The organism is uncultured Bacteroides sp., assembly GCF_902491285.1.
In the GTDB taxonomy this organism is placed as follows: domain Bacteria; phylum Bacteroidota; class Bacteroidia; order Bacteroidales; family Bacteroidaceae; genus Bacteroides.
Window position 1 is genome coordinate 1 of sequence record NZ_CABUHK010000024.1, and the last position, 20422, is coordinate 20422.

The following is a 20422-nucleotide window of genomic DNA, read 5'->3' on the forward strand; positions in this document are numbered from 1 at the left end:
AGAATATCAGGTAACCGGCCCAGAATGCGCCCATGACATAACCGAGTATTTTAGCGAATTTGTTCTTCTCATACATCGGATGCCGTTTGGCGGCAAGCCTTCCATGTTTGCGTAGTTCGTTGAGTATCATCATTCTGTTGATATGCTAAAGGAATATTATTTGCTTTCTTCCGGCATGGTCATAATGACTTGAATTTCGTTGTCCTGTTTCAGCAGTTTGGCAAGGAAATCCTGAACTTCTTTTGCTGTGATGCTGCTGACCAACTTTTCATAGTCTTTTGTATTGTCGATGCCGGTGTAGAAGTATTCGTCCAGATTATTGAGCCAGTAGCCGTTTTCTTTCTGGGCGTCTTTGTACTTCTTCAACATATATTCTTTAATTTTCTGCATATGTTCGGCAGACGGGCCTTCTTTTGCCATCTTGTTCAACTGTTCTACAACGATAGCAGACAATTTATCTTTCTTGGCTGGGTCGGTCTGGAATACAATCTGAAGAACCAGTTCTTCCTTCGGATACTTGCCGAGGTTTCCGCTACAGTTTACGCCGTATGTACCGCCTTCCTTTTCACGGATTTCTGCTGTGTAAACCATATCCAAGGCTTGGTCGAGGAAGCTGAGGAGGACATTGTTGCGCAAATCATATTTGCAGGTACCGCTGTAAAGGAACATGATGGTAGCCATCGGAGTTTCCTGTTTCTTGGCAAACTCGTTTTTGTATTGTCCTTTGCGGATATCCATCTTGTTGTCTTTGAAAGTTTCCTTGCGGTTGATAGACGGCAGGGCGCCCAGATATTTGGCAATCATAGGTTTCATTTCTTCCAGGTTCACGTTTCCTACCAGGTAGAAAGTGAAGTCGCTTGCATCTTTGAAACGGTCTTTGTACATTTCAAGAATACGGTCGTAGTTGATTTGGTCTACCATGTTTTCTCTCATCTTGATAGCACGCGGGTGATTGCTGTACAAAGCACGTGTCACTGTGTCGCTGAATGCCGTCATCGGGTTGGCGTCTGCATTCTGAAGTTGCGCTTTCAGACGGTTCTTGTAAGATTCGAATGCTTCGTTGTCTTTGCGCGGAGACGTGAATGTCAGGTAAGTAAGCTGCATCATTGTCTCGAAATCTTTCGGAGAACAGCTACCGGAAATTGTTTCGGTCGTATTGCCGATACCCGAACCTACGGAAGCACGTTTGCCGGCAAGGGCTTTGCCTAAATCGACTTTGCTGAAATTACCGATTCCGCCTACCAGGGCTACACCGTTCAATTGAGAAATATTGATGATTTCTTCGTTCGGGAATACACTTGTTCCACCGAAACTTACCCCCTTCATCATAATCTGGTCAGCTTTGTAATCTGTCGGTTTCACGTACACTGTCACACCGTTGGAAAGTACCAGTTTCGTACTGCCATAAATGTCTCCGGCTTTTTCGGATACGATCTTTCCACCTTTGATGTCTTCGGAGATAAGCGGTTCGTTAGAAACCTTGTCTTCATATGGTTTCAGGTCGAATGACTTCATCTCTTTCAGCAGGGCTGCGATTTCTTCCTTGCTGGGATATTTCACGCCTTCTTTCTCGGGGCCGGCAAGCAGAACCACTTGATTGTTGTCTGTGATTAGCTGCTGCATAAACTTGTTGATTGCATCTACCGGAATGTTCGGTGCCATCTGGTTGACAAGCATATATTCGAATTCGATGCCCGGAATCGGTTCTTTGTCAAGGAAGTTGTTCACATATTCGTCAACGTATGCGCTGCTCTTTGTCTTTTCACGTTCGTTATAGGCAGACTCTACAGCTTGCATATAGTTGGCGCGTGCACGTTCATATTCAGTAGCGGTGAATCCGAAGCGGCGTGCGCGTTCAGCTTCTTCCAATACGGTTTTCATCGCTAAGTCGATGCCGTCTATTTTGCTGCCTGCACTCAGGCTGAATGCTTCTTTGGTCTTGGCAAGGAAAAATTCACCGTATCCTGCGCCTGCACTGGTGAAAGGTGGGTTGGCTGTCTGACTAAGTTCGTTCAAACGGTTATTCAGCATATTCATAGCCATGCTGAGCATATATTGGGTAGCATAATAGGCAATGGTATTCTTCATGGAATCCGGCGTAGCGTCTTGCTTGAAGAAGATGTTTACAGAAGGATTCTTCACTTCTTTGTCAGTACCGATGTAGATAAGCGGTTCCTGATTGTCTTCTACCGGATAGTAGATACGTTCGGCGGGATTGACCGGAGCTTTTACGTCGGCAAAAACCTTTTTCAGTTTCGCTTCTATCTCGTCCACGTTGATGTCGCCGACAATGATAATTCCTTGCAAGTCTGTACGATACCATTTTGCGTAGTAGTCGCGGATGTCCTGGTAAGGGAAGTTGTTGATAACGTCGATGCTTCCGATAGGCATACAGTCGGAGTATTTGGAGTTCGGATACAGGGTGGACTGTGCGTCTGTCATGATGCGGAGCATACCGCTGTTGCGGCTTCTCCATTCTTCACGGATGACCCCACGTTCTTTGTCGATTTCCTTGTCGGCAAGGTTGATGGCATTTGACCAGTCGTGAAGGATGAGCAGGCAGGAGTCTACGACATTGACATTCTCTGTCGGTACGTTGCTGATATTATAGACTGTTTGCTCGACACCGGTATATGCATTCAGGTTGGTTCCGAATTTGATACCTTTCGTTTCGCACCAGGGTACGATGCCTAGTCCGGTTTCATCGCCCGGGAAATTCTTTGTTCCGTTGAAAGCCATGTGTTCCAGGAAATGAGCCAGACCGCGTTGTTGCGGTTCTTCGAGAATGGAACCTACTTTCTGGGCAATGTAGAATTCTACGCGCTTCTCCGGAAGTGCGTTGTGCCGAATGTAATAAGTAAGTCCGTTGTCCAACTTGCCGATACGGACATTTTTGTCCACAGGCAGTTGCTGCATGGGTTGTGCAAGTACGGGCTGAAAATTGCAGCATATGATAAGTACTGCAATGAATAATCCACGTAATAAATGTTTCATGTTCTATTTAATTTAAATAAATGTTTCTGAGTAATTTGTCGTTGTATTTGGCCGCAAATCACAAATAGACAGGGAAAAAACGTTATTTTACAGCTTCCCGTATACGGACTAACTTAGTCAGCAACCCTTCCAGCAGGTCTAATTTGAGCATGTTGGCACCGTCACTTTTGGCTACGGCAGGATTTTCGTGCGTTTCGATAAAAATGCCGTCAACGCCTACGGCAATGCCTGCTTTGGCTATGGTTTCTATCAGTTGCGGCATTCCGCCGGTCACTCCGCTGGTCTGGTTGGGCTGTTGCAATGAATGGGTGACATCCAGGATAACAGGATAACCGAATGTCTGCATTTCGGGGATACCACGATAGTCAACTACCAAATCCTGATAACCGAAAGTTGTTCCGCGTTCGGTCAGCATCACATTTTTGTTTCCGGCTTCCACCACTTTGTCCGCAGCAAACTGCATTGCCAAAGGGGAGAGGAACTGCCCTTTCTTGATGTTAATCGTCTTCCCGGTCTTGGCGGCTGCGACCAGCAAGTCTGTCTGTCGGCAGAGGAAAGCAGGAATTTGAAGGATATCCACATATTCGGCTGCCATTTCCGCTTCTTCTGCGCTATGGATATCTGTCACGGTAGGAACTCCGAACGTATCACGTACCTTTTGCAGTATTTTCAGCGCTTTCTCGTCGCCGATACCTGTAAACGAATCCAGTCGTGAACGGTTTGCTTTGCGGTAGGAGCCTTTGAATACATAAGGAATCTGCAATGTCTCGGTGATTTTGACCACTCGTTCGGCAATACGCATTGCCATCTCTTCACCTTCTATCACACATGGTCCGGCAAGTAGGAAGAAGTTACCGGCAGGATTGTTTTTAAGTTCTATCATTTTTATGCTATTATTAGTTTATTTCTTAGGTACGGATTACGCGGCTTTTGCAGATTCTGATTTACTGGAAACCGTGTAATCTGCGTAATCCGTGCCTGAATTTATTAATTCGGAATAATAAGTGTCGTCTTTTCAGGAAGTATGCCCACCTCTAAAGGAAAATGCTTGGGCAATAAACGTCCGTCCAAATCCACAGACGCGTTTTGCGCCCGGAGTACTTTCACTTTCTTCGTCCGGTAGCTTTTCACTACTTTATGGTTCAGGATTCTTCCCTGAATAAGCATCCATAAGCCGGAAATGATTTGCAGGAATTCAGGACGGTAGATTACGGATACGTCCAGCCATCCGTTATAGGGAACAGCGCTCGGAGTCTGTCCCCATCCCCATGCACTGCCTACACATACCGTCATGATACGTCCGCGGATATGTTCGTCGTTAATACGTAAATGCATTCTGTATAGTTTCCGCTCGAATATCAGTGAGAATAGGGCGGCAACATATGAAAGGAATTTTACTCCCCAAAAACGTTTGGTCTGGTCGGTGATTTTCACAATCCGTGCACCCAAACCGATATTGACGGCATTAAGGAAATAACGGCGGCAGTGTTCTTTTCCATCATAGAAATTACAGTATCCTACGTCTATTTTCTTCAGCCGGTGGTTGATGATACAGTCAACAGCCGGCTTATACTCAGTGCTGAGTCCCCAGTATTTGGCAAAATCGTTCCCGATACCGTTCGGTATAAGGCCGAGGGCGATATTCTCTTTATCTTCGGCATCGGACAACATGATACCGTTGATGGCATCGTTCAATGCACCGTCACCGCCCACAATGACAATCGTGCGATAGCCGTTGTTTGCTAGAATCTTAGCGAGACGTTCTACCGAACCGAAACCTTCGGATTGCACATAATCATAGTCAACGCCTTTGCTGTCCATGTATTCCTTGATTTCTTTCCAGCGCTTCTTTACCTTTCGGGTACCGGCTTTCGGGTTATAAATCACCCCCCATTTCTTCGGTTCTACACTCATATCCGTATTTCTATCCTACTGTATTTAAAATCTCACTATAAATAACTGCCAAAGATACTAAATCCCTTCCAGTTTTTCTTTTACAAAGGCTATCTTTTCTTCCATCGGCAGCTCCGCGCTCATCCAGTGGATGGTAAATCCTCTTCTTTCCATGCCACGGAACCAAGTCATCTGCCGTTTGGCAAACTGATGAATCGCTATTTCCAGCCCGTTGAACATTTCTTCATAAGTCAGTTTGCCTATGACGTACAAGGTCAGATACTTGTATTCCAGCCCGTAGTATATCAAGTCATCCGGCGCGATGCCTTGTCCGATCAATCGTCGTACCTCGTCCACCATGCCTTCGTCCAACCGTTGTTTCAGTCGTCGGGTAATCTTCTCGCGACGCAGTTCCCGGTCGATATCCACACCGATAATAAGACTGTTCAAATCGGGAAATTCCCGTTCGGGAACAGGGTTGGTTGCATAATACTCTTCAATCTCTATGGCGCGGATGGCACGTTTCACGGTATCTACGTCAGTAGAGTTGTGTAACGTTTTATATCGGCTTAATATTTCCGTCAACTCTTCCAGAGAATGATTTGCCAGGCGGGCGCGCAATTCCGGATTTTCCGGCACGGGCATGAGCTTGTATCCTTTCAGTACGGATTCAAGATACATACCTGTCCCTCCACATAAAACGGGGAGACAGCCTTTTTGTTTGATTGATTCGTAAGAAATCAGGAAATCACGCTGATATTCAAATACATTGTATTTATATCCGGGGTCGGCAATATCAATCAAGTGATAGGGGATAGCATGTCCGTTTACCGTATAATCGGCAAGGTCTTTTCCTGTGCCGAGATCCATCCCCCTGTATATCTGTCGGGAGTCGGCACTGATAATTTCCGTGTTGAGTTCATTGGCCAAAGCAGCGGCAAAAGGTGTTTTACCCGAGGCTGTAGGTCCGAGTATGGCGATTAAATCATAGTCCGGCATAGCTTCATTCTTTTATATCCGCAAAATTACGAAATAAATTTTACTTGTTTGGGATTCAGTCGCTTTTTTATCGAAGCCTTTTTTATAACAGGATTGCTTGATAAATAAATCGGGGTATGTCATTCTTTGTTTATAGTTTGTATTATCCGGCATACCTTCCCGTTTTTATCCACGCCCTCTATAATTATGTCTTCCGGTGCAGTACTGTCCGGAGTATAATATTCGATGGTTGCTTTTCCTTCCTCATCCAGTTGCAGTAACGGATTCCAGTAAATAGTGCTCCGTAGGTCTGAACGCTGTGTATTCTTCTTTTCGGGAGTATCATAAGCAGGCGCGTAGAATTCAACTGAATCACTATATCCTAGCGGTGTGCACGTGATAATACCCTGTGCAGGTTTTGCGGGAAGGTCTTTTCCATCTTTTAATGTAATGACAATGGCACCTGCCGAACCACGGGAACCTAATATGGCGGCATCGGCTCCACGAAGAAGACTCAGACTAGACATATCGCTGGTTTGTATCATGGTCAGTATGTCGTTGTCGTCTTCATAGACGACGTCGTCAATGACAATGACCGGTTGTTCGGGATTATTGCGGATATGTATTTCGTTGCCGTTGGTTACACTGACTCCCGGAAGTCTGCTTACCGCATCGAAGGCGGTTTGGGCTCCACCACTTTCGAGTTTGTCTCCCTCGATGGTGTAAGTATTGATTCCGCCCGTGTAGATACTTTCTGAACGGGGCTTGGAACGGTTGCCTGTGATAAGTACTTCTTTCAGGTTATATACTCTCATACCGCCTTCCATATAATACTGGTCGCGTGTGTTGAGCAGATAGTCTTCCATGAAAGTTGCCGTGGCGTCGCGGAATGGAGATTTGTGCGAAGCAAGTGGGTATTTGGGAGTGTCGATTTCTATGTCTACTCCGGCAAATCCTCTTTTGGTACGCGCTTGGACGAGGAAAGTCGTGCTATCCCTGAAGGATGTATTCACGATAAATTCTCCTTTTTCATCTGTGGTGGTAGTGGCAATGATATTCTGTTTGGGAGCCAGGATACAAATAGGCCCTTTCTTCACATTACTTCCGAAGAAGCCTTTGATTCGTCCGCTGATGGTTTGCCCTTTTTCCATATAATTAGTGAGATTCAGTGAGGGGGCAGTCAGTACGTTTTTTATGTGATGTCTGCGCCATCCGTGAGTCATCATTAAGAAGTCAAGTGTTCTTAGTGTCCTGGGGTCTTGATGAAGAAAATAATATCCGGGGTCTTCTATATATCCTTTCAAATCAGAAGTCAGTAGCAGATTTGATAGGATATTATCTGCGAGAGAATCCGGTTGGATGCTTCTCCGGTCAGTGATGCTGATAGAGAAATTGCCTTCTATGGGGTTACCGTTATTATCTTTTGCTGAAATTTGTAGGGATACTTTTTCTCTTTTCCCGTATGTAGGTTTATCGGACTGGATTTGCCATTGGTGGGGATTCCGGTCGGGCACAAAGACTAACCGTTCACTGAGTGCGTTTCCTTGTTGGTCGATGAGCATAAAATGGGTAATGCCTGCGGTGAAGAGGCTATCATTCATTCTTCCGAAAGTCCTGTCGGTATTGATTGGTTGAAGAATAGCTAGTTTCCCACGGGTATGTGCTATTAAAAATAACTTTTGCGGCCATTCGGTAGTCTCCGTTTTCTGAATTTCATAGCGTATTTCCTTTTTGTAATGTGATATGGACAGTCCGATTCCTTTTTGCTCTACTGCGGGCAGGTCGAATCGTTTGCTGATGCCGTCGTTGGTTTTGGCTATCACATAATAGGAGTTTCCGTTGGTTGGATTTAATGTGAACACTCCCATGCCATCATGTTCTGAACGGAAAGCGGTCAATGTATCCCCTTTGGCATCGAACAGGAATCCTTCTATTTCTTTCGAGAAGCCATCGGTTCCCTGAGCTTTGAAAGCAATGTTTTGATGAGCGACAGCCAATAAAGCGCCACCTTCCGGGAAGAATTGAACGTTGAAGTCCTTGTTGAATAAAGGCAGATAAAAGGTCTTCTTATATATATACTGCGGGTCGTCAAACTCGACTTCGATATGTCGCGTTGCTGTGGACTTTAAATCCGGTAAGGAGATGGAAATCAATCCGCTCTCATCTGTCTTTCTTTTGCCTTTGTCTTTTACTTTGCCATTCTCAATGTAACGGTAGTGAACGGTGGTGTTTTTAAAAGCTTCCTGGATATTACTTGCGAATTTGACTTTAGCGGTATAATGCGTTTCGTCTTCTTTCTGATATTCAATATTCGAAACGATGGTGTTATCAATAGAATTACCAATCTTCAAGTTATGTGAATAAAAGAATTCCGGTTCTTGGTTGAGCATCCAATTGCTGTATGCCCGCAGGTAATAATCGCCGGCGGGAAGGGTAGGCGGGAGAGCAAAGGCATTGTGAAAGCCTAAGGAATCCCTGCGAATCTTTTTCCGTCCTATGATGGAGTCGGAACGATTGATGAGTTCTGTAATGATGAAATTACTCTGTGTGTTATCTTGGTGTGTGACTGCGTTTACCAAATATCCTTTGAACCATATTTTCTCTCCAGCTCCATAGAATGGTTTGTCAAGATGCAGGTACAACTTTTCCTGAGGTACATTTTTCAGGAGATTGAAATACGCAATAATCGTATCCTGCATATTTTGTGCGGATGCAGATAACGTAAACAGGCTTGAAAATATTCCGGCAAAGAAAACCTTCAAACCTTTATCTGTAAGGAACGTAGTCTTGCTTTTCATATCATATATGTCTTTGTGAAAACTGCGTAAAAGTACCACTTATTTCGAGAACGCAAAAAGGATTTATCGAAACAATACTGAATGTGTATGATATTATAAACTTTTGCAATATTATTGCATCTATGCCTTGTGCATCCAGATGGAAAGTATCTTTCTTTTGACTGCAAGTATGTTGATTACCGATACTATGATGAATAGAAGGATGCCCATGCTGATGGCTGCCCATAAGGTGCCTGTTTCCAGTTGCGGAAAAAGTAGCCTGATACTGTCAAGGTAGTAGCTGCGTAGCCAGCAGACCAGTCCGATGGATAGAACGAGTACGATAGTGTTCAGTCCTACTGTGAGTAACTGATAGGGTAATGCTACTCTGCCGGGACTGTATCCAATCAGCAGCAGGCTTTCCAGCTTGGCCGTATTCTTTTGCAGCAATAGGAAAATACTTAGCATCAGGATATAGAATGAAAGGATGCTGATAAATAAACCGACTCCCAATACGATGCCTACGATAAGGCGGAGAAAATATGTCGTTTTTCCGGCATCCAGTTTTCCGTCTTCCGTTTCATATCCTTTCTTTTGGAAATAGCTGGCAATGGAAGAATCTGCCGGATTGTTGACTTCGATAATCAATCGGGCAGGCTGTGCTTCCGCGTTCGGGGCGAAATTTTCGTTGGCCCATTTCATAAAGGCTTGGGGAACAAGGATGGTATTCAGGCGGTTGGAGAAACCGACAATATTTCCTTTGTACTGTTCTACCCGTCCGTTGCCGCGCATCATAATGTCCATTTGGATAAGACCCATTAATCCTTCCGATAGTTTAGGTAGGCTTCGGCTTTGGGCGAAACCGAAGTTATAAAGATTCAGATAGTTGCGGGGGATGATGATAGGGATTGTATGAGTCTCTTCGTCAAAGTGCCATTTGTCGAGCTTGATGTCAACAAATTCATCTGGAACCGATTCGAAAAACATATCTGTGGAGAGATGAATACCTGCTTCCCGCACTCCCAGTTCTGCCGATACTTTGAATTGGGAAGGAGTGAATGTTCCTATGGCCTTGGTGAACGGCTGTTTTTTCAGGTCGGCGATGTCTTCGGCAGTAAAGGTGTTGTTCTTTCCGGCAAAGGAGCCGAGTGTGCTGATTTTCTTTGTTGCTATGATGAAGTCTTGCTTCATAAAACTGTCGCCTTCGGTGAATACCGGGATTACATCTTTATAAAACTGCACACTGAGCAATACAATCATCATACCGAATAGATTGGCTAAAAAGAAACCGGCTAGTTGACCGATACTGATATGTTGGCGGAGAAGTTTCCAGACAAGGGTATTCATTGTTTTATACTTAATAATTTTAATACGTGCCTAATTACTTTATGATAATGCATAGCCATTTCTTTTATAAGCTGAGAATATGTTGATAAGGCAATTCTATATGCTTGCCGATGGAAGTCGCTATTACTCCGGCTCCTTGCTTTTCGGCTTCGGCAATAATGAGTTCTCCTATGATACGGCTATTGTCATCGTCCAAATGACTGATAGGCTCATCCAAAAACAGGAAATCGAACGGCTGGCAGAGCGCGCGGATAAAGGCGACACGCTGTTGCTGCCCGAAAGAAAGTTTACCGGCTTTGGCGTTTGTTTTATCTGCGATACCCAGTTGCTCGAAAAATCGAAGGATTTCCTTTTTCTTTTTGTATCCGGTAAGGTTGTTTTTCAGTTGCACATTCTCAAAAGCGGTAAGTTCGGTGAAGATGCGTAAATCTTGAAAAAGCATACTCAGTGAATGTTTTCTCAGGTCGACCCATTGCTTCACGGAGTATGCTTTGATATTGGTTTCATCGAAATTGATAATCCCCTGATAGTCGTTGCGGTAGCCGTAGATATAGCTGCACAATGACGATTTTCCGGTGCCGGAAGCAGCTTCAATCAGGTACATTTCTCCTTTCCGGAAGATAAGATCCTGATGCCATACGTCTGAGGTCACCGAATTACGGTCAGCAAACACTTGGGGAAGTGTTTGCTGTAGGTGAATACTATTCATACCGTTTGTTTACAGATTATTACATGCCGGCAAATTGCTTGGCAAAGTCCACAATTTGTTTAAGGGCATTGACATCTTTATCTTTCAGGCAGAGGTCCATTTCGCAGATTTCTCCTTCAGTGCTTATAGACAAGAAAGATATTTTATTGGCCAGTTCAAGATAAGTCTTCACTTCCTGACCGCCGAAACCTGCTGCCATTTTAACAATAGGAAGTTCGAGTATAGCATCGGTATTAATGGCAAAGAAAACTGTTTTTCCCTTCATCTCCGATGCATAAGGGGCTTCCTTGATGGACTTGTCCGCTGCCTTGCCCACATTTTTGTAGAGTAATTCATCGTTGGTGGCATACATTTGCTTGTCTTTGATTCCAAAGAATATATTCATACCTTTGGTCTTGTAGACATATTCGTCTTTTCCCAGTTCCAGAATATCTTCTCCTCTTTTCAAGCCCAACGATTGTTTGTTCTTATAAAGAGCTTCGAGTGCGTTTCCGTTTTTTACATCTGCGTATAGCATGAAGGTCGGAGCGCTGTTCATGGTTACGTTAATCAGTCCGGCAGAAATATCACCATTGAACGAACTGAATAATTCCTTCATTTCGTCCGCTTTAGCGATAGATATCGTATTACGGAAATCCTTGTTTTCGCTTAATAAGTTGTAAAGTCCTTCTCCTTTTACACCTGCATTAATGAACATTAATGTAGATGCAGGGAAATATTTAACAAAAGTACCGTTGACCTTTTCAAATGACTCCTTCTGTTTTTTCAGCAGTGCTTTTACTGCTTCGTTTTCTGTATAGTTCTCGGTTTTGAGGGCAATCTTTCCTTTTTCAAAATTCAGTCCGCCTACAATAGTGATGTCTTCCGGCTTCACTTCAGTGGGTAAGCCCATACTTGCCTGATTGCGGTAAGTTGCGGGAATAGCTGTCATAGAAGCGAAGAAGTTAACGTCACTTTTCTGTTTTTCCATTTTTTGGAAAGCACCGGATTTCACAACACTGTTGTCTGCAGACTGTTTCATCAGGGCAGTGATGCCTTCTTTGGCTTTTTCTATTTGGGAAGTACCGTTGACAGTAACAATCATTACGGTAAAGTTGTTGAAAGCAAGCAAACTACCTTTCATTGTTGTGAAGCTGTATCCGTCAGCTTCGCTGACCGGTTGGCAGATTTGTTCTTTAGCCATCACGTCCAATGAAGTGTGCAAATTATCCTCATTGTTTACCTTACCTACAACAGTCGAATATGGAAAAGAGGAGGAGGAAAACGCATAGAATGGGGATTCTACATCAATACCCGATTCGCTGGGATTCTTCATGACTTTTTCCAATTGCTGGAAAGTAGCGGCATTCATTCCGCTTTTCAGTGCTTCCAGTACTTTTTGTTTGGCGGCTTCATTCTCTTTATTATCCAGTCCCGCTTTGCTGGCGAGGGATTTGAGGTTGATAGAAGCGACTACCGAGGCATCAGCCGGTATCACGTTGGTGTACTCTGATGTCTTGGAACATGCTGCCAGAAAAACAATCAGTACTACCAGTACCGAGAGTCGTGAAATCATTTTCTTTGCCATACTTATATTATTTAAAGTTGTATAATCATTGATTCGGACGGTTATTGATTTGACAGATTCAGCGTGTGGCAAGCTACCAGTGCTGCTGTTTCTGTACGAAGCCGTGATTTACCCAGGCTGATAGGGGTGAATCCCCGCTCAATGGCTTTCTTCACTTCTTCTTCACTGAAATCTCCTTCGGGGCCTATCAGTACAAGGGCGTCTTCTCCGGGTTTCAGGATATCCTTCAACATCGGTTTCTCTCCTTCGTAACAATGGGCTATAAACTTCTGTCCTTTGAATTCCTGAGCAATGAACTTATTGAAATCGGTCATTTCATTCAGTTTCGGCAGACGGGCTTTGAGTGATTGCTTGATTGCTGAAACGAGAATTTTCTCGATTCGTTCGGTCTTGATGACTTTACGTTCGGAGAAACGGCAGTTGAGGAAAGTCAATTCATCAAAGCCTATCTCGGTAGCTTTCTCTGCAAACCATTCGTTACGGTCCATATTTTTGGTTGGGGCCATGGCAATATGTAAGTGGCACGGCCAAAGCGGTTCTTGAAAGATCGTTTCTTTGATGGTTACCTGGCAACGTTTGTTGGTTGCAGCCGTGATTTCTGCTTTATAGAAATAACCCTTACCATCGGTGAGGGTTATTTTATCTCCGATACTCAGCCGTAGAACACGGGTACAATGCTGTGCCTCCTCTTCAGGTAGTTCTTTGCTTTTTTGTATATCGGGAGTATAAAATACGTGCATAATATAAGTTACTGATTTTTGTTTCTTGAATTAATCTGATCCCGTATCTGTGCGGCCAATTCGTAATTCTCGTCTTTAACAGCCTGTTGTAAAGCCTCTTCCAGAGATATGGAAGAGGAACCGGATGAATTGCGTCTTTCTTCAGATTCTTCGCCATTCTCTTTTTCTACGGAACGGACTTTTTCTTCGTCGGATATACGCAGACATTCCTGTTCAAGGATAGATTCGTAAATCAGGATTGGACAGTCGGAACGCACAGCCAAGGCTATTGCATCCGAGGTACGCGCGTCGATACGTATAATTTCCTCATCTTTTTTGAGGTAAATATAAGAGTAGAAAATACCATCTTTCGCTTTGTAGATTAACACACGTATCAGATGGGCTCCTAACACAGTGAGAGTAGTAATGAATAAATCGTGTGTCAACGGGCGGGGCGTTTTAACCCCCTTCAAATATAAAGCGGTGGCTTGAGCTTCTGCCGGACCGATGATGATGGGCAGTTGCCGTTCACCGCTCACTTCGCCTAATAGCATGGCAAATGCGCCTACCTGAGCCTGGCTGTTTGTGATATTTATGACTTGTAATTCTACCTTTTTATCCATTGTCTTTCTTACTTAATTGGTGTGACTCTCCCGCTGGTGCTTGTATTTGAATACTAAAGCAAACAGAATGCCGATAACGAACGCATAAGCTGCAAATATCAGCCAGATATCCGTCCATTCACGACTTACCAGTTTACCGTCGGCATATACAGAGAATGCGTCTACCACAGCACCGCTGGCATATCCGCCGATGATTGCTCCCAATCCGTTGGTCATCATAAAGAATAATCCCTGTGCACTGGCACGGATGGAAGAACTGGTTTCTTGTTCAACAAACAACGAACCGGAAATGTTGAAGAAATCAAAGGCCATGCCGTAAACGATCATGGAAAGGATAAGCATCCACAGTCCGTTGCCCGGATCTCCGAAGCCGAACAGTCCAAAACGGAATACCCATGCGAACATACTGATAAGCATTACTTGTTTGATACCGAAATGCCTCAGGAAGAAAGGTATGGCAAGAATGAATAATGTCTCGGACATTTGGGATATAGATAACAGGATAACCGAATGTTTCACTCCAAAGGATTCTGCAAATTCAGGAATACTGGCGAAGCTACCCAAAAACAGGTCGCCGTACGTATTGGTAATCTGTAAAGCTGCCCCCAAAAGCATGGAGAAAAGGAAGAAAATGGCCATTTTCTTTCTCTTGAATAATACCAGTGCATCCAACCCGAAGGCTGAAAGCAGTGATTTGTTTTCCGATTTAGTGGGTCGGCAGGCCGGCAAGGTGAAAGAATAGAATCCGAGTAACAATGCAGAAGCGGCACCCACATAAAGCTGTGCGCTCGAATTTTTGAATCCCGTAAGGTCTACTGCCCACATGGCACAGATAAAGCCGATAGTTCCCCATACGCGGATAGGAGGGAAGTCTTTGATGAGGTCGCACTTATATTGTTCCAGGGAATTGTATGATACAGTGTTCGCTAGTGATAAAGTCGGCATATATACCAATAAGTTAAGCAGCATTGTCCAATACATCTGGTCATAACTTGTTGCCGTGGAAGCATAGAAGAGACAGGCTGCTCCTGCAATATGGCAAAGTCCATATAAACGTTCTGCATTAAACCATTTATCGGCAATAATACCGATGATTCCCGGCATCACCAAAGAAGCGATACCCATAGTAGCGAAAATGGCTCCGATCTGTCCACCTTCGAAGTGGAGTTCTCTACCCATATAACCACCTAGTGATATTAACCATGACCCCCAAACAAAGAATTGCAGGAAGTTCATAATAATCAAACGAACTTTTATACTCATGACTTTTTTAATTTGTGTTTCTCTTTTGTTGATAATAGATGCAAATATAATATTTTCATTGAATAGGTGGACTAGTAATTTGAGAAAAAGGGGATAAAAAAGGCATAAATGCTAAGAAACGAAGAGATTTGGAGTTGAAATCTAAGAAGCAGGGGGTGTAAAAAAAAGAAGGCTATCTATCCCAGACAGCCAATCTTTGTTAACCTTAAATCTAATACCATGAAAAACACAGTGCAAAGATAAAGGGTTTTATGTTATACAACATAATGTTTTCTTGTAAATCTTCTGTTTGTTAACTCTAATTAACTTTAGTGTTTCCTTTTTTCTGTTACAAGCATCTGTTTGGCTATACCAACGGAGTGGTTTCTGACGGAGAAATGACTGATGTCTGAATGGAAACCTGACTCCGACGCTTTGTCGGTTACTCTACATAGAGTACTAATCCTTTCAGGTACTCTCCTTCGGGATGGTAGATATTTACCGGATGGTCGGCAGGCTGGGTAAGCTGGTGCAGGATACGCACACTGCGTCCTGACATGGCTGCAGCGGTAAATACGGCAGTGCGGAAATTATCCTTGGTTACTACTTGTGAGCAGGAAAAAGTAAACAATATGCCGCCCGGTTTGATTTTCTCGAATGCCTTGGCATTCAGTTTCCGGTAGCCTTGCAGGGCGTTTCGCAAAGCATCTTTATGTTTGGCGAAAGCGGGTGGGTCGAGGATGATTAAGTCGTATTGGTCACCCATACGGTCAAGGTACTTGAAGGCATCTTCGGCAAAAGCCTCGTGGCGGGGGTCGCCGGGGAAGTTCAATTCTACATTCTTATTCGTTAAATCAATGGCTTTGGCGGAACTGTCGACAGAGTGGACGAGTGTCGCACCGCCGCGCATGGCGTAGAATGAGAACCCGCCGGTGTAGCAGAACATATTCAGTACTGAACGGTCTTTGGCGTAACGTTCCAATAAAGAACGGTTTTCACGCTGGTCTACAAAGAATCCTGTTTTTTGGCCTTTCAGCCAGTCTACATGGAACTTCAGACCATATTCTTGCGCGATATTGTCACTGCTTCCTCCTTTTAGAAAACCGTTTTCAGGGAAAAGGTCGGCTTTGAAAGGAAGCGTTGTTTCTGATTTATAATAGATGTTTTCGATTTTATCCCCCATCACTTCGGATAGGGCTTCGGCGATTGCCATGCGGTCTACGTGCATTCCTGCCGAGTGGGCCTGCATGACAGCGGTTTTGGCGTAAATGTCGATAACCAATCCCGGAAGATTGTCTCCTTCGCCATGTACGAGACGATAGGTGTTGTTCGTCGGATTGGTGGCGATGCCGATGCTGCGGCGCATATCGTATGCTATTTCCAACTTATGTTTCCAGAAATTATGGTCAATCGGTTCCTGATGGAAAGAAAGTACGCGTACGGCAATACTTCCGATTTGGAAATGTCCTTCGGCGATAAATTCCTTTTTAGAGGTGTATACTTCTACGACTTCACCTTCTTCAGGTTCTCCGTCGAAACGGGAGATTGCGCCGGAGAAAATCCAGGGGTGAAATCTTTTGAGAGACTCTTCTTTGCCGGGTTTGAGGTATACTTTATGCATGATGTTTTATTTATCTGATTCAATTAAATGTTCTTCTTTCTTTTCTTCGGGGGCTATTTCATAATTGCCCGTCTGTTTCAACTCTTGCAACAGGTTATAGATATTGAGACAAGCCCAGGCGTCGGTAGCGGCATATTGTTTTTGCCCGTCGCTCAGTACATCGGCTTCCCAATTGGAGAGGCGCTGTGATTTGGAAATCTTTTCTTTAAACAGGATTGCGTAAATCTTTTGCAGGCTTTTGTCCTGAATGCCGAACTGGCGTACATAATCTTGCAACTCGATACAACTCTGTTGGTTGAAGGGCGCGCGTTTATGCAACATCATGAAGTCATCCTTTAGTGAAAGGCCGACTTTAATCACCCCCGGATTTTCCAATAAGTCGACTAATGGTTGGGTTAATCCGGTCATATTGAGACGAAACAAGAAACAGCATTCCTCGGAAGAAATCTGAAGGAGTGCTACTTTGTGTGATTGTCCTTTAGTGAAGGAAGGACGTGTTTCACTATCAATACCTATTGCAGACCTGGATTGCAGATAAGCTACTGCTTTTTCCGTTTCCGCTTCCGACTGGATAACATGAATCCGTCCCGGAAAAATAGTTTTCGGGAGTTCCTTTAATTCATCTTTATCTATGGTTCTTCTTACAATCATTGTTATTTATTCATCGTGATGGCAATGACAACCGTCCTCGTGGCAGTGGCAATCGTCCTCGTGGCAATGGCAACCGTCTGCTTCACAACAATTGTCGTCATCGCTTGGTTCGTAAAATCCTTCTTCAGTATCCTCTTCCGCTACTTCATTTTCGTCCTGCTGGTTGTACTTCACATCGTGGAGTGCACGCAACGTGTTTACTAGCTTCTGTCCCCACAACATTCCGAAGTTCTCCTGGCAGAGAGCCAGTGAATCGTTCATCGTTTCGTTCAGTCCCAATTGGAAGACGAATATGAAGTCTTTGATATCCTGATAGATATCTGCCAAATCTTCCGAAATGGACTTCTTGATAGGTTGGTCGCTATAAACCATATCTTGTACGAATACGTCCAGATAATCGTCTTTGTCGCCCAGTAACTCCGAAAGGTTGATGCGCAGAATCTCGTAGATTTCCTCTGTAACATACGTTTCGAGTAACTCGTCCCCGATAGTCTCACATTTTGGGAGCATGGAGGCTTTTAGATAGAGTAGGGGGAGTATTTTCAGGGATGTATCGACAAAGTCGCTTCGCCTCGTGCGTTCGGCACGTTCGAGGAATGCGCAAAATTCGGCGGCTACCGTTACGAACTCAATTACATTCTTATCAAATATCGTTTGGCTTTCTTTTTCCATAATCAGCGTTGATTTGAAACGCAAAGGTAAGAAAAAGGATTGAATGAGCGTAGCGCTCGTTATTTTTTTATTATTTTTGCAGCTCAGAATCTGATTCCAATTTTATAAATAGAATAAAAGACTCATGGCAAAGAAGAAATTAGATAAGGAGGCGGAACGCACTCCCTCTTCCCCAAGTAAAATCGTAGCAATAGTTAAAAGTGAAACTGTACATTTTGTCATCGGACTGATGCTGGTCATCTTTTCCGTTTACTTATTGTTGGCTTTTTCTTCGTTCTTTTTTACGGGAGCGGCCGACCAAAGTATTATTGACAGTGGAAATCCGGCTGACCTGTCGGTGGTCGACAATCATGTGAAGAACTACGCAGGTTCACGTGGGGCGCAATTGGCCAGTTATTTGATTAACGACTGTTTTGGTATCTCTTCTTTCTTTATCCTTGTTTTTCTGGCAGTGGCGGGGTTGAAATTGATGCGCGTACGTGTTGTCCGGCTATGGAAGTGGTTTATAGGGTGTACGTTGCTGCTGGTCTGGTTCTCGGTGTTTTTCGGATTTGCTTTTATGGACCATTATCAGGATTCTTTCATCTATCTGGGTGGTATGCACGGGTATAATGTCAGCCGTTGGTTGATTTCTCAGGTGGGTGTGCCCGGTGTATGGATGATTCTGTTGATAACGGCTATCTGCTTCTTTATATATATTAGTGCACGCACGGTTATCTGGTTGCGCAAACTTTTCGCATTAAGTTTTCTGAAACGTAAGAAGAAAGAAGAGGTGGAGGCGACTCCGGCAGATGCCAATAATCCAGAGTTTACGAACTCTCAACCGCAGGAGGTGGAATTTAACCTGAAGCGGACTTACAGGCAGACGCCGCCGGCACCTGTGATGGATGTACAGGTTGAAGAACCGGAAGAAGAGGAAAACTTCCTGGTGAGCAGGTCGGAGACGGAAGAACTTTCTCCTTTATCTGACGAAAGTGAAGGGGTAACTATGGTGTTTGAACCGACTGTTTCTAATCCGGTTTCACCAACACCAAAGGAAACTGTTGAGGATGAAGAACCTGGGTTTGAAGTGGAGCCAGCCGCTTCGGAAGAAGAATATCAGGGACCGGAAATGGAGCCTTACAATCCGACTAAGGATTTGGAAAACTATCGTTTCCCTACTATCGACCTGATGAAGCATTTTGAAAATGATGACCCGACGATTGATATGGATGAGCAGAATGCGAATAAAGACCGTATCATCAATACGTTGCGTAGTTTCGGTATTGAAATTAGTACAATTAAAGCAACGGTGGGTCCTACGGTAACTTTGTATGAAATCACTCCCGAACAAGGTGTGCGTATCTCCAAGATCCGCGGATTGGAAGACGATATTGCGTTGAGTCTGTCCGCCGATGGGATTCGTATCATCGCTCCGATACCGGGTAAAGGTACTATTGGTATTGAAGTGCCGAACAAGAATCCGAAGATTGTTTCCGGACAAAGCGTTATCGGCAGCAAGAAATTTCAGGAATCCAAGTTTGACCTGCCGATTGTGTTGGGTAAGACTATCACAAATGAGGTCTTTATGTTTGATCTTTGCAAGATGCCGCACGTATTGGTGGCAGGTGCAACCGGTCAGGGTAAATCTGTCGGATTGAATGCGATTATTACTTCCTTATTATATAAGAAACATCCGGCTGAACTGAAATTCGTCCTGGTGGACCCGAAGAAAGTGGAGTTCAGTATTTACTCTGTTATTGAGAATCATTTCCTGGCCAAGCTTCCCGATGGGGGTGAGCCGATTATTACGGACGTAACGAAGGTGGTGCAAACGCTGAATTCGGTTTGCGTGGAAATGGATACCCGCTATGACTTGTTGAAAATGGCTCATGTACGTAATGTTAAAGAATACAATGAGAAGTTTATCAACCGTCGTCTGAATCCGGAGAAGGGGCATAAGTTTATGCCATATATCGTAGTTGTCATTGATGAGTTTGGTGATTTGATTATGACCGCGGGTAAGGAAGTGGAACTTCCGATTGCCCGTATCGCCCAGTTGGCACGTGCTGTCGGTATTCATATGATTATCGCTACGCAACGTCCGACTACCAATATTATCACGGGTACGATTAAAGCCAACTTCCCGGCCCGTATTGCTTTCCGTGTATCTGCTATGATGGACTCCCGTACTATTCTTGACCGTCCGGGGGCAAACCGTCTGATTGGTAAGGGAGATATGCTCTTCTTGCAGGGGGCCGACCCGGTGCGTGTGCAATGTGCCTTTATCGATACGCCGGAAGTAGAAGAAATCACGAAGTTTATTGCCCGTCAGCAAAGTTATCCTACTCCGTTCTTCCTGCCCGAATATGTAAGTGAAGATGGAGGCGGTGAAGTAGGAGAGATTGATATGGGACGTCTTGACCCGTTGTTTGAAGATGCTGCCCGACTGGTGGTGATTCATCAGCAAGGTTCCACTTCGTTGATTCAGCGTAAATTTTCTATCGGCTATAATCGTGCCGGTCGTATTATGGATCAGCTCGAAAAAGCGGGAATCGTCGGTCCGACACAAGGAAGCAAGGCGCGTGATGTGCTTTGCATCGATGATAATGATCTTGAAATGCGTTTGAACAATTTGCAGTAATCAATC

At 44.2% G+C, this 20422-nt stretch carries 15 protein-coding genes; 1 reads left to right on the top strand and 14 read right to left on the bottom strand.

The window, feature by feature from the left end; all coding sequences use genetic code 11:
- Positions 1-156: 156 nt before the first annotated feature.
- The 14 genes from RDN93_RS08310 to RDN93_RS08375 all read right to left on the bottom strand — a co-directional run bounded on the left by RDN93_RS08310 (position 157) and on the right by RDN93_RS08375 (position 17793).
- Positions 157-2994 carry an insulinase family protein gene (locus RDN93_RS08310; RefSeq protein WP_308745072.1) on the bottom strand — a complete coding sequence of 946 codons (2838 nt, stop codon included), beginning with the start codon at positions 2992-2994 and terminating at the stop codon, positions 157-159.
- An 82-nt stretch (positions 2995-3076) separates the two neighbouring features.
- Positions 3077-3877, bottom strand: a complete 801-nt coding sequence (gene kdsA, locus RDN93_RS08315; RefSeq protein WP_308745073.1) for a 3-deoxy-8-phosphooctulonate synthase — start codon at positions 3875-3877, stop codon at positions 3077-3079.
- A 104-nt stretch (positions 3878-3981) separates the two neighbouring features.
- Positions 3982-4908 carry a YegS/Rv2252/BmrU family lipid kinase gene (locus RDN93_RS08320; protein ID WP_308745074.1) on the bottom strand — a complete coding sequence of 309 codons (927 nt, stop codon included), beginning with the start codon at positions 4906-4908 and terminating at the stop codon, positions 3982-3984.
- Positions 4909-4965: 57 nt separating this feature from the next.
- Positions 4966-5886: a tRNA (adenosine(37)-N6)-dimethylallyltransferase MiaA gene (gene miaA, locus RDN93_RS08325; RefSeq protein ID WP_308745075.1), complete on the bottom strand. Its 921-nt coding sequence runs from the start codon at positions 5884-5886 to the stop codon at positions 4966-4968.
- A 119-nt stretch (positions 5887-6005) separates the two neighbouring features.
- Positions 6006-8663: a TonB-dependent receptor plug domain-containing protein gene (locus tag RDN93_RS08330; RefSeq protein WP_308745076.1), complete on the bottom strand. Its 2658-nt coding sequence runs from the start codon at positions 8661-8663 to the stop codon at positions 6006-6008.
- Between the two features lie 120 nt (positions 8664-8783).
- Entirely contained in the window at positions 8784-9989 is a 1206-nt protein-coding gene (locus RDN93_RS08335) for an ABC transporter permease (RefSeq protein WP_308745077.1), read from the bottom strand.
- Between the two features lie 64 nt (positions 9990-10053).
- The gene (locus RDN93_RS08340) at positions 10054-10698 is read right to left on the bottom strand and encodes an ATP-binding cassette domain-containing protein (protein ID WP_308745078.1); all 645 of its coding nucleotides are present in this window, start codon (positions 10696-10698) and stop codon (positions 10054-10056) included.
- Between the two features lie 19 nt (positions 10699-10717).
- Positions 10718-12265: a DUF4836 family protein gene (locus RDN93_RS08345; protein ID WP_308745080.1), complete on the bottom strand. Its 1548-nt coding sequence runs from the start codon at positions 12263-12265 to the stop codon at positions 10718-10720.
- A 41-nt stretch (positions 12266-12306) separates the two neighbouring features.
- Positions 12307-13005, bottom strand: a complete 699-nt coding sequence (locus RDN93_RS08350) for a 16S rRNA (uracil(1498)-N(3))-methyltransferase (RefSeq protein ID WP_308745081.1) — start codon at positions 13003-13005, stop codon at positions 12307-12309.
- A gap of 8 nt (positions 13006-13013) precedes the next feature.
- Positions 13014-13607, bottom strand: coding sequence for a bifunctional nuclease family protein (locus RDN93_RS08355; protein ID WP_308745082.1), 594 nt, complete (start codon positions 13605-13607; stop codon positions 13014-13016).
- Positions 13608-13619: 12 nt separating this feature from the next.
- Positions 13620-14870 carry a nucleoside permease gene (locus tag RDN93_RS08360; protein ID WP_308745084.1) on the bottom strand — a complete coding sequence of 417 codons (1251 nt, stop codon included), beginning with the start codon at positions 14868-14870 and terminating at the stop codon, positions 13620-13622.
- A 421-nt stretch (positions 14871-15291) separates the two neighbouring features.
- Positions 15292-16470, bottom strand: coding sequence for a class I SAM-dependent rRNA methyltransferase (locus tag RDN93_RS08365; protein WP_308745085.1), 1179 nt, complete (start codon positions 16468-16470; stop codon positions 15292-15294).
- Positions 16471-16476: 6 nt separating this feature from the next.
- Positions 16477-17121 carry a 3'-5' exonuclease gene (locus RDN93_RS08370; protein WP_308745086.1) on the bottom strand — a complete coding sequence of 215 codons (645 nt, stop codon included), beginning with the start codon at positions 17119-17121 and terminating at the stop codon, positions 16477-16479.
- A 6-nt stretch (positions 17122-17127) separates the two neighbouring features.
- Positions 17128-17793: a DUF5063 domain-containing protein gene (locus RDN93_RS08375; protein ID WP_308745087.1), complete on the bottom strand. Its 666-nt coding sequence runs from the start codon at positions 17791-17793 to the stop codon at positions 17128-17130.
- Positions 17794-17917: 124 nt separating this feature from the next.
- Between RDN93_RS08375 and RDN93_RS08380 the strand changes: the two genes are divergently transcribed.
- A complete protein-coding gene (locus RDN93_RS08380) occupies positions 17918-20416 on the top strand; it encodes a DNA translocase FtsK (RefSeq protein WP_308745088.1) in 2499 nt (832 codons plus the stop codon).
- The last annotated feature ends 6 nt before the right edge of the window (positions 20417-20422 follow it).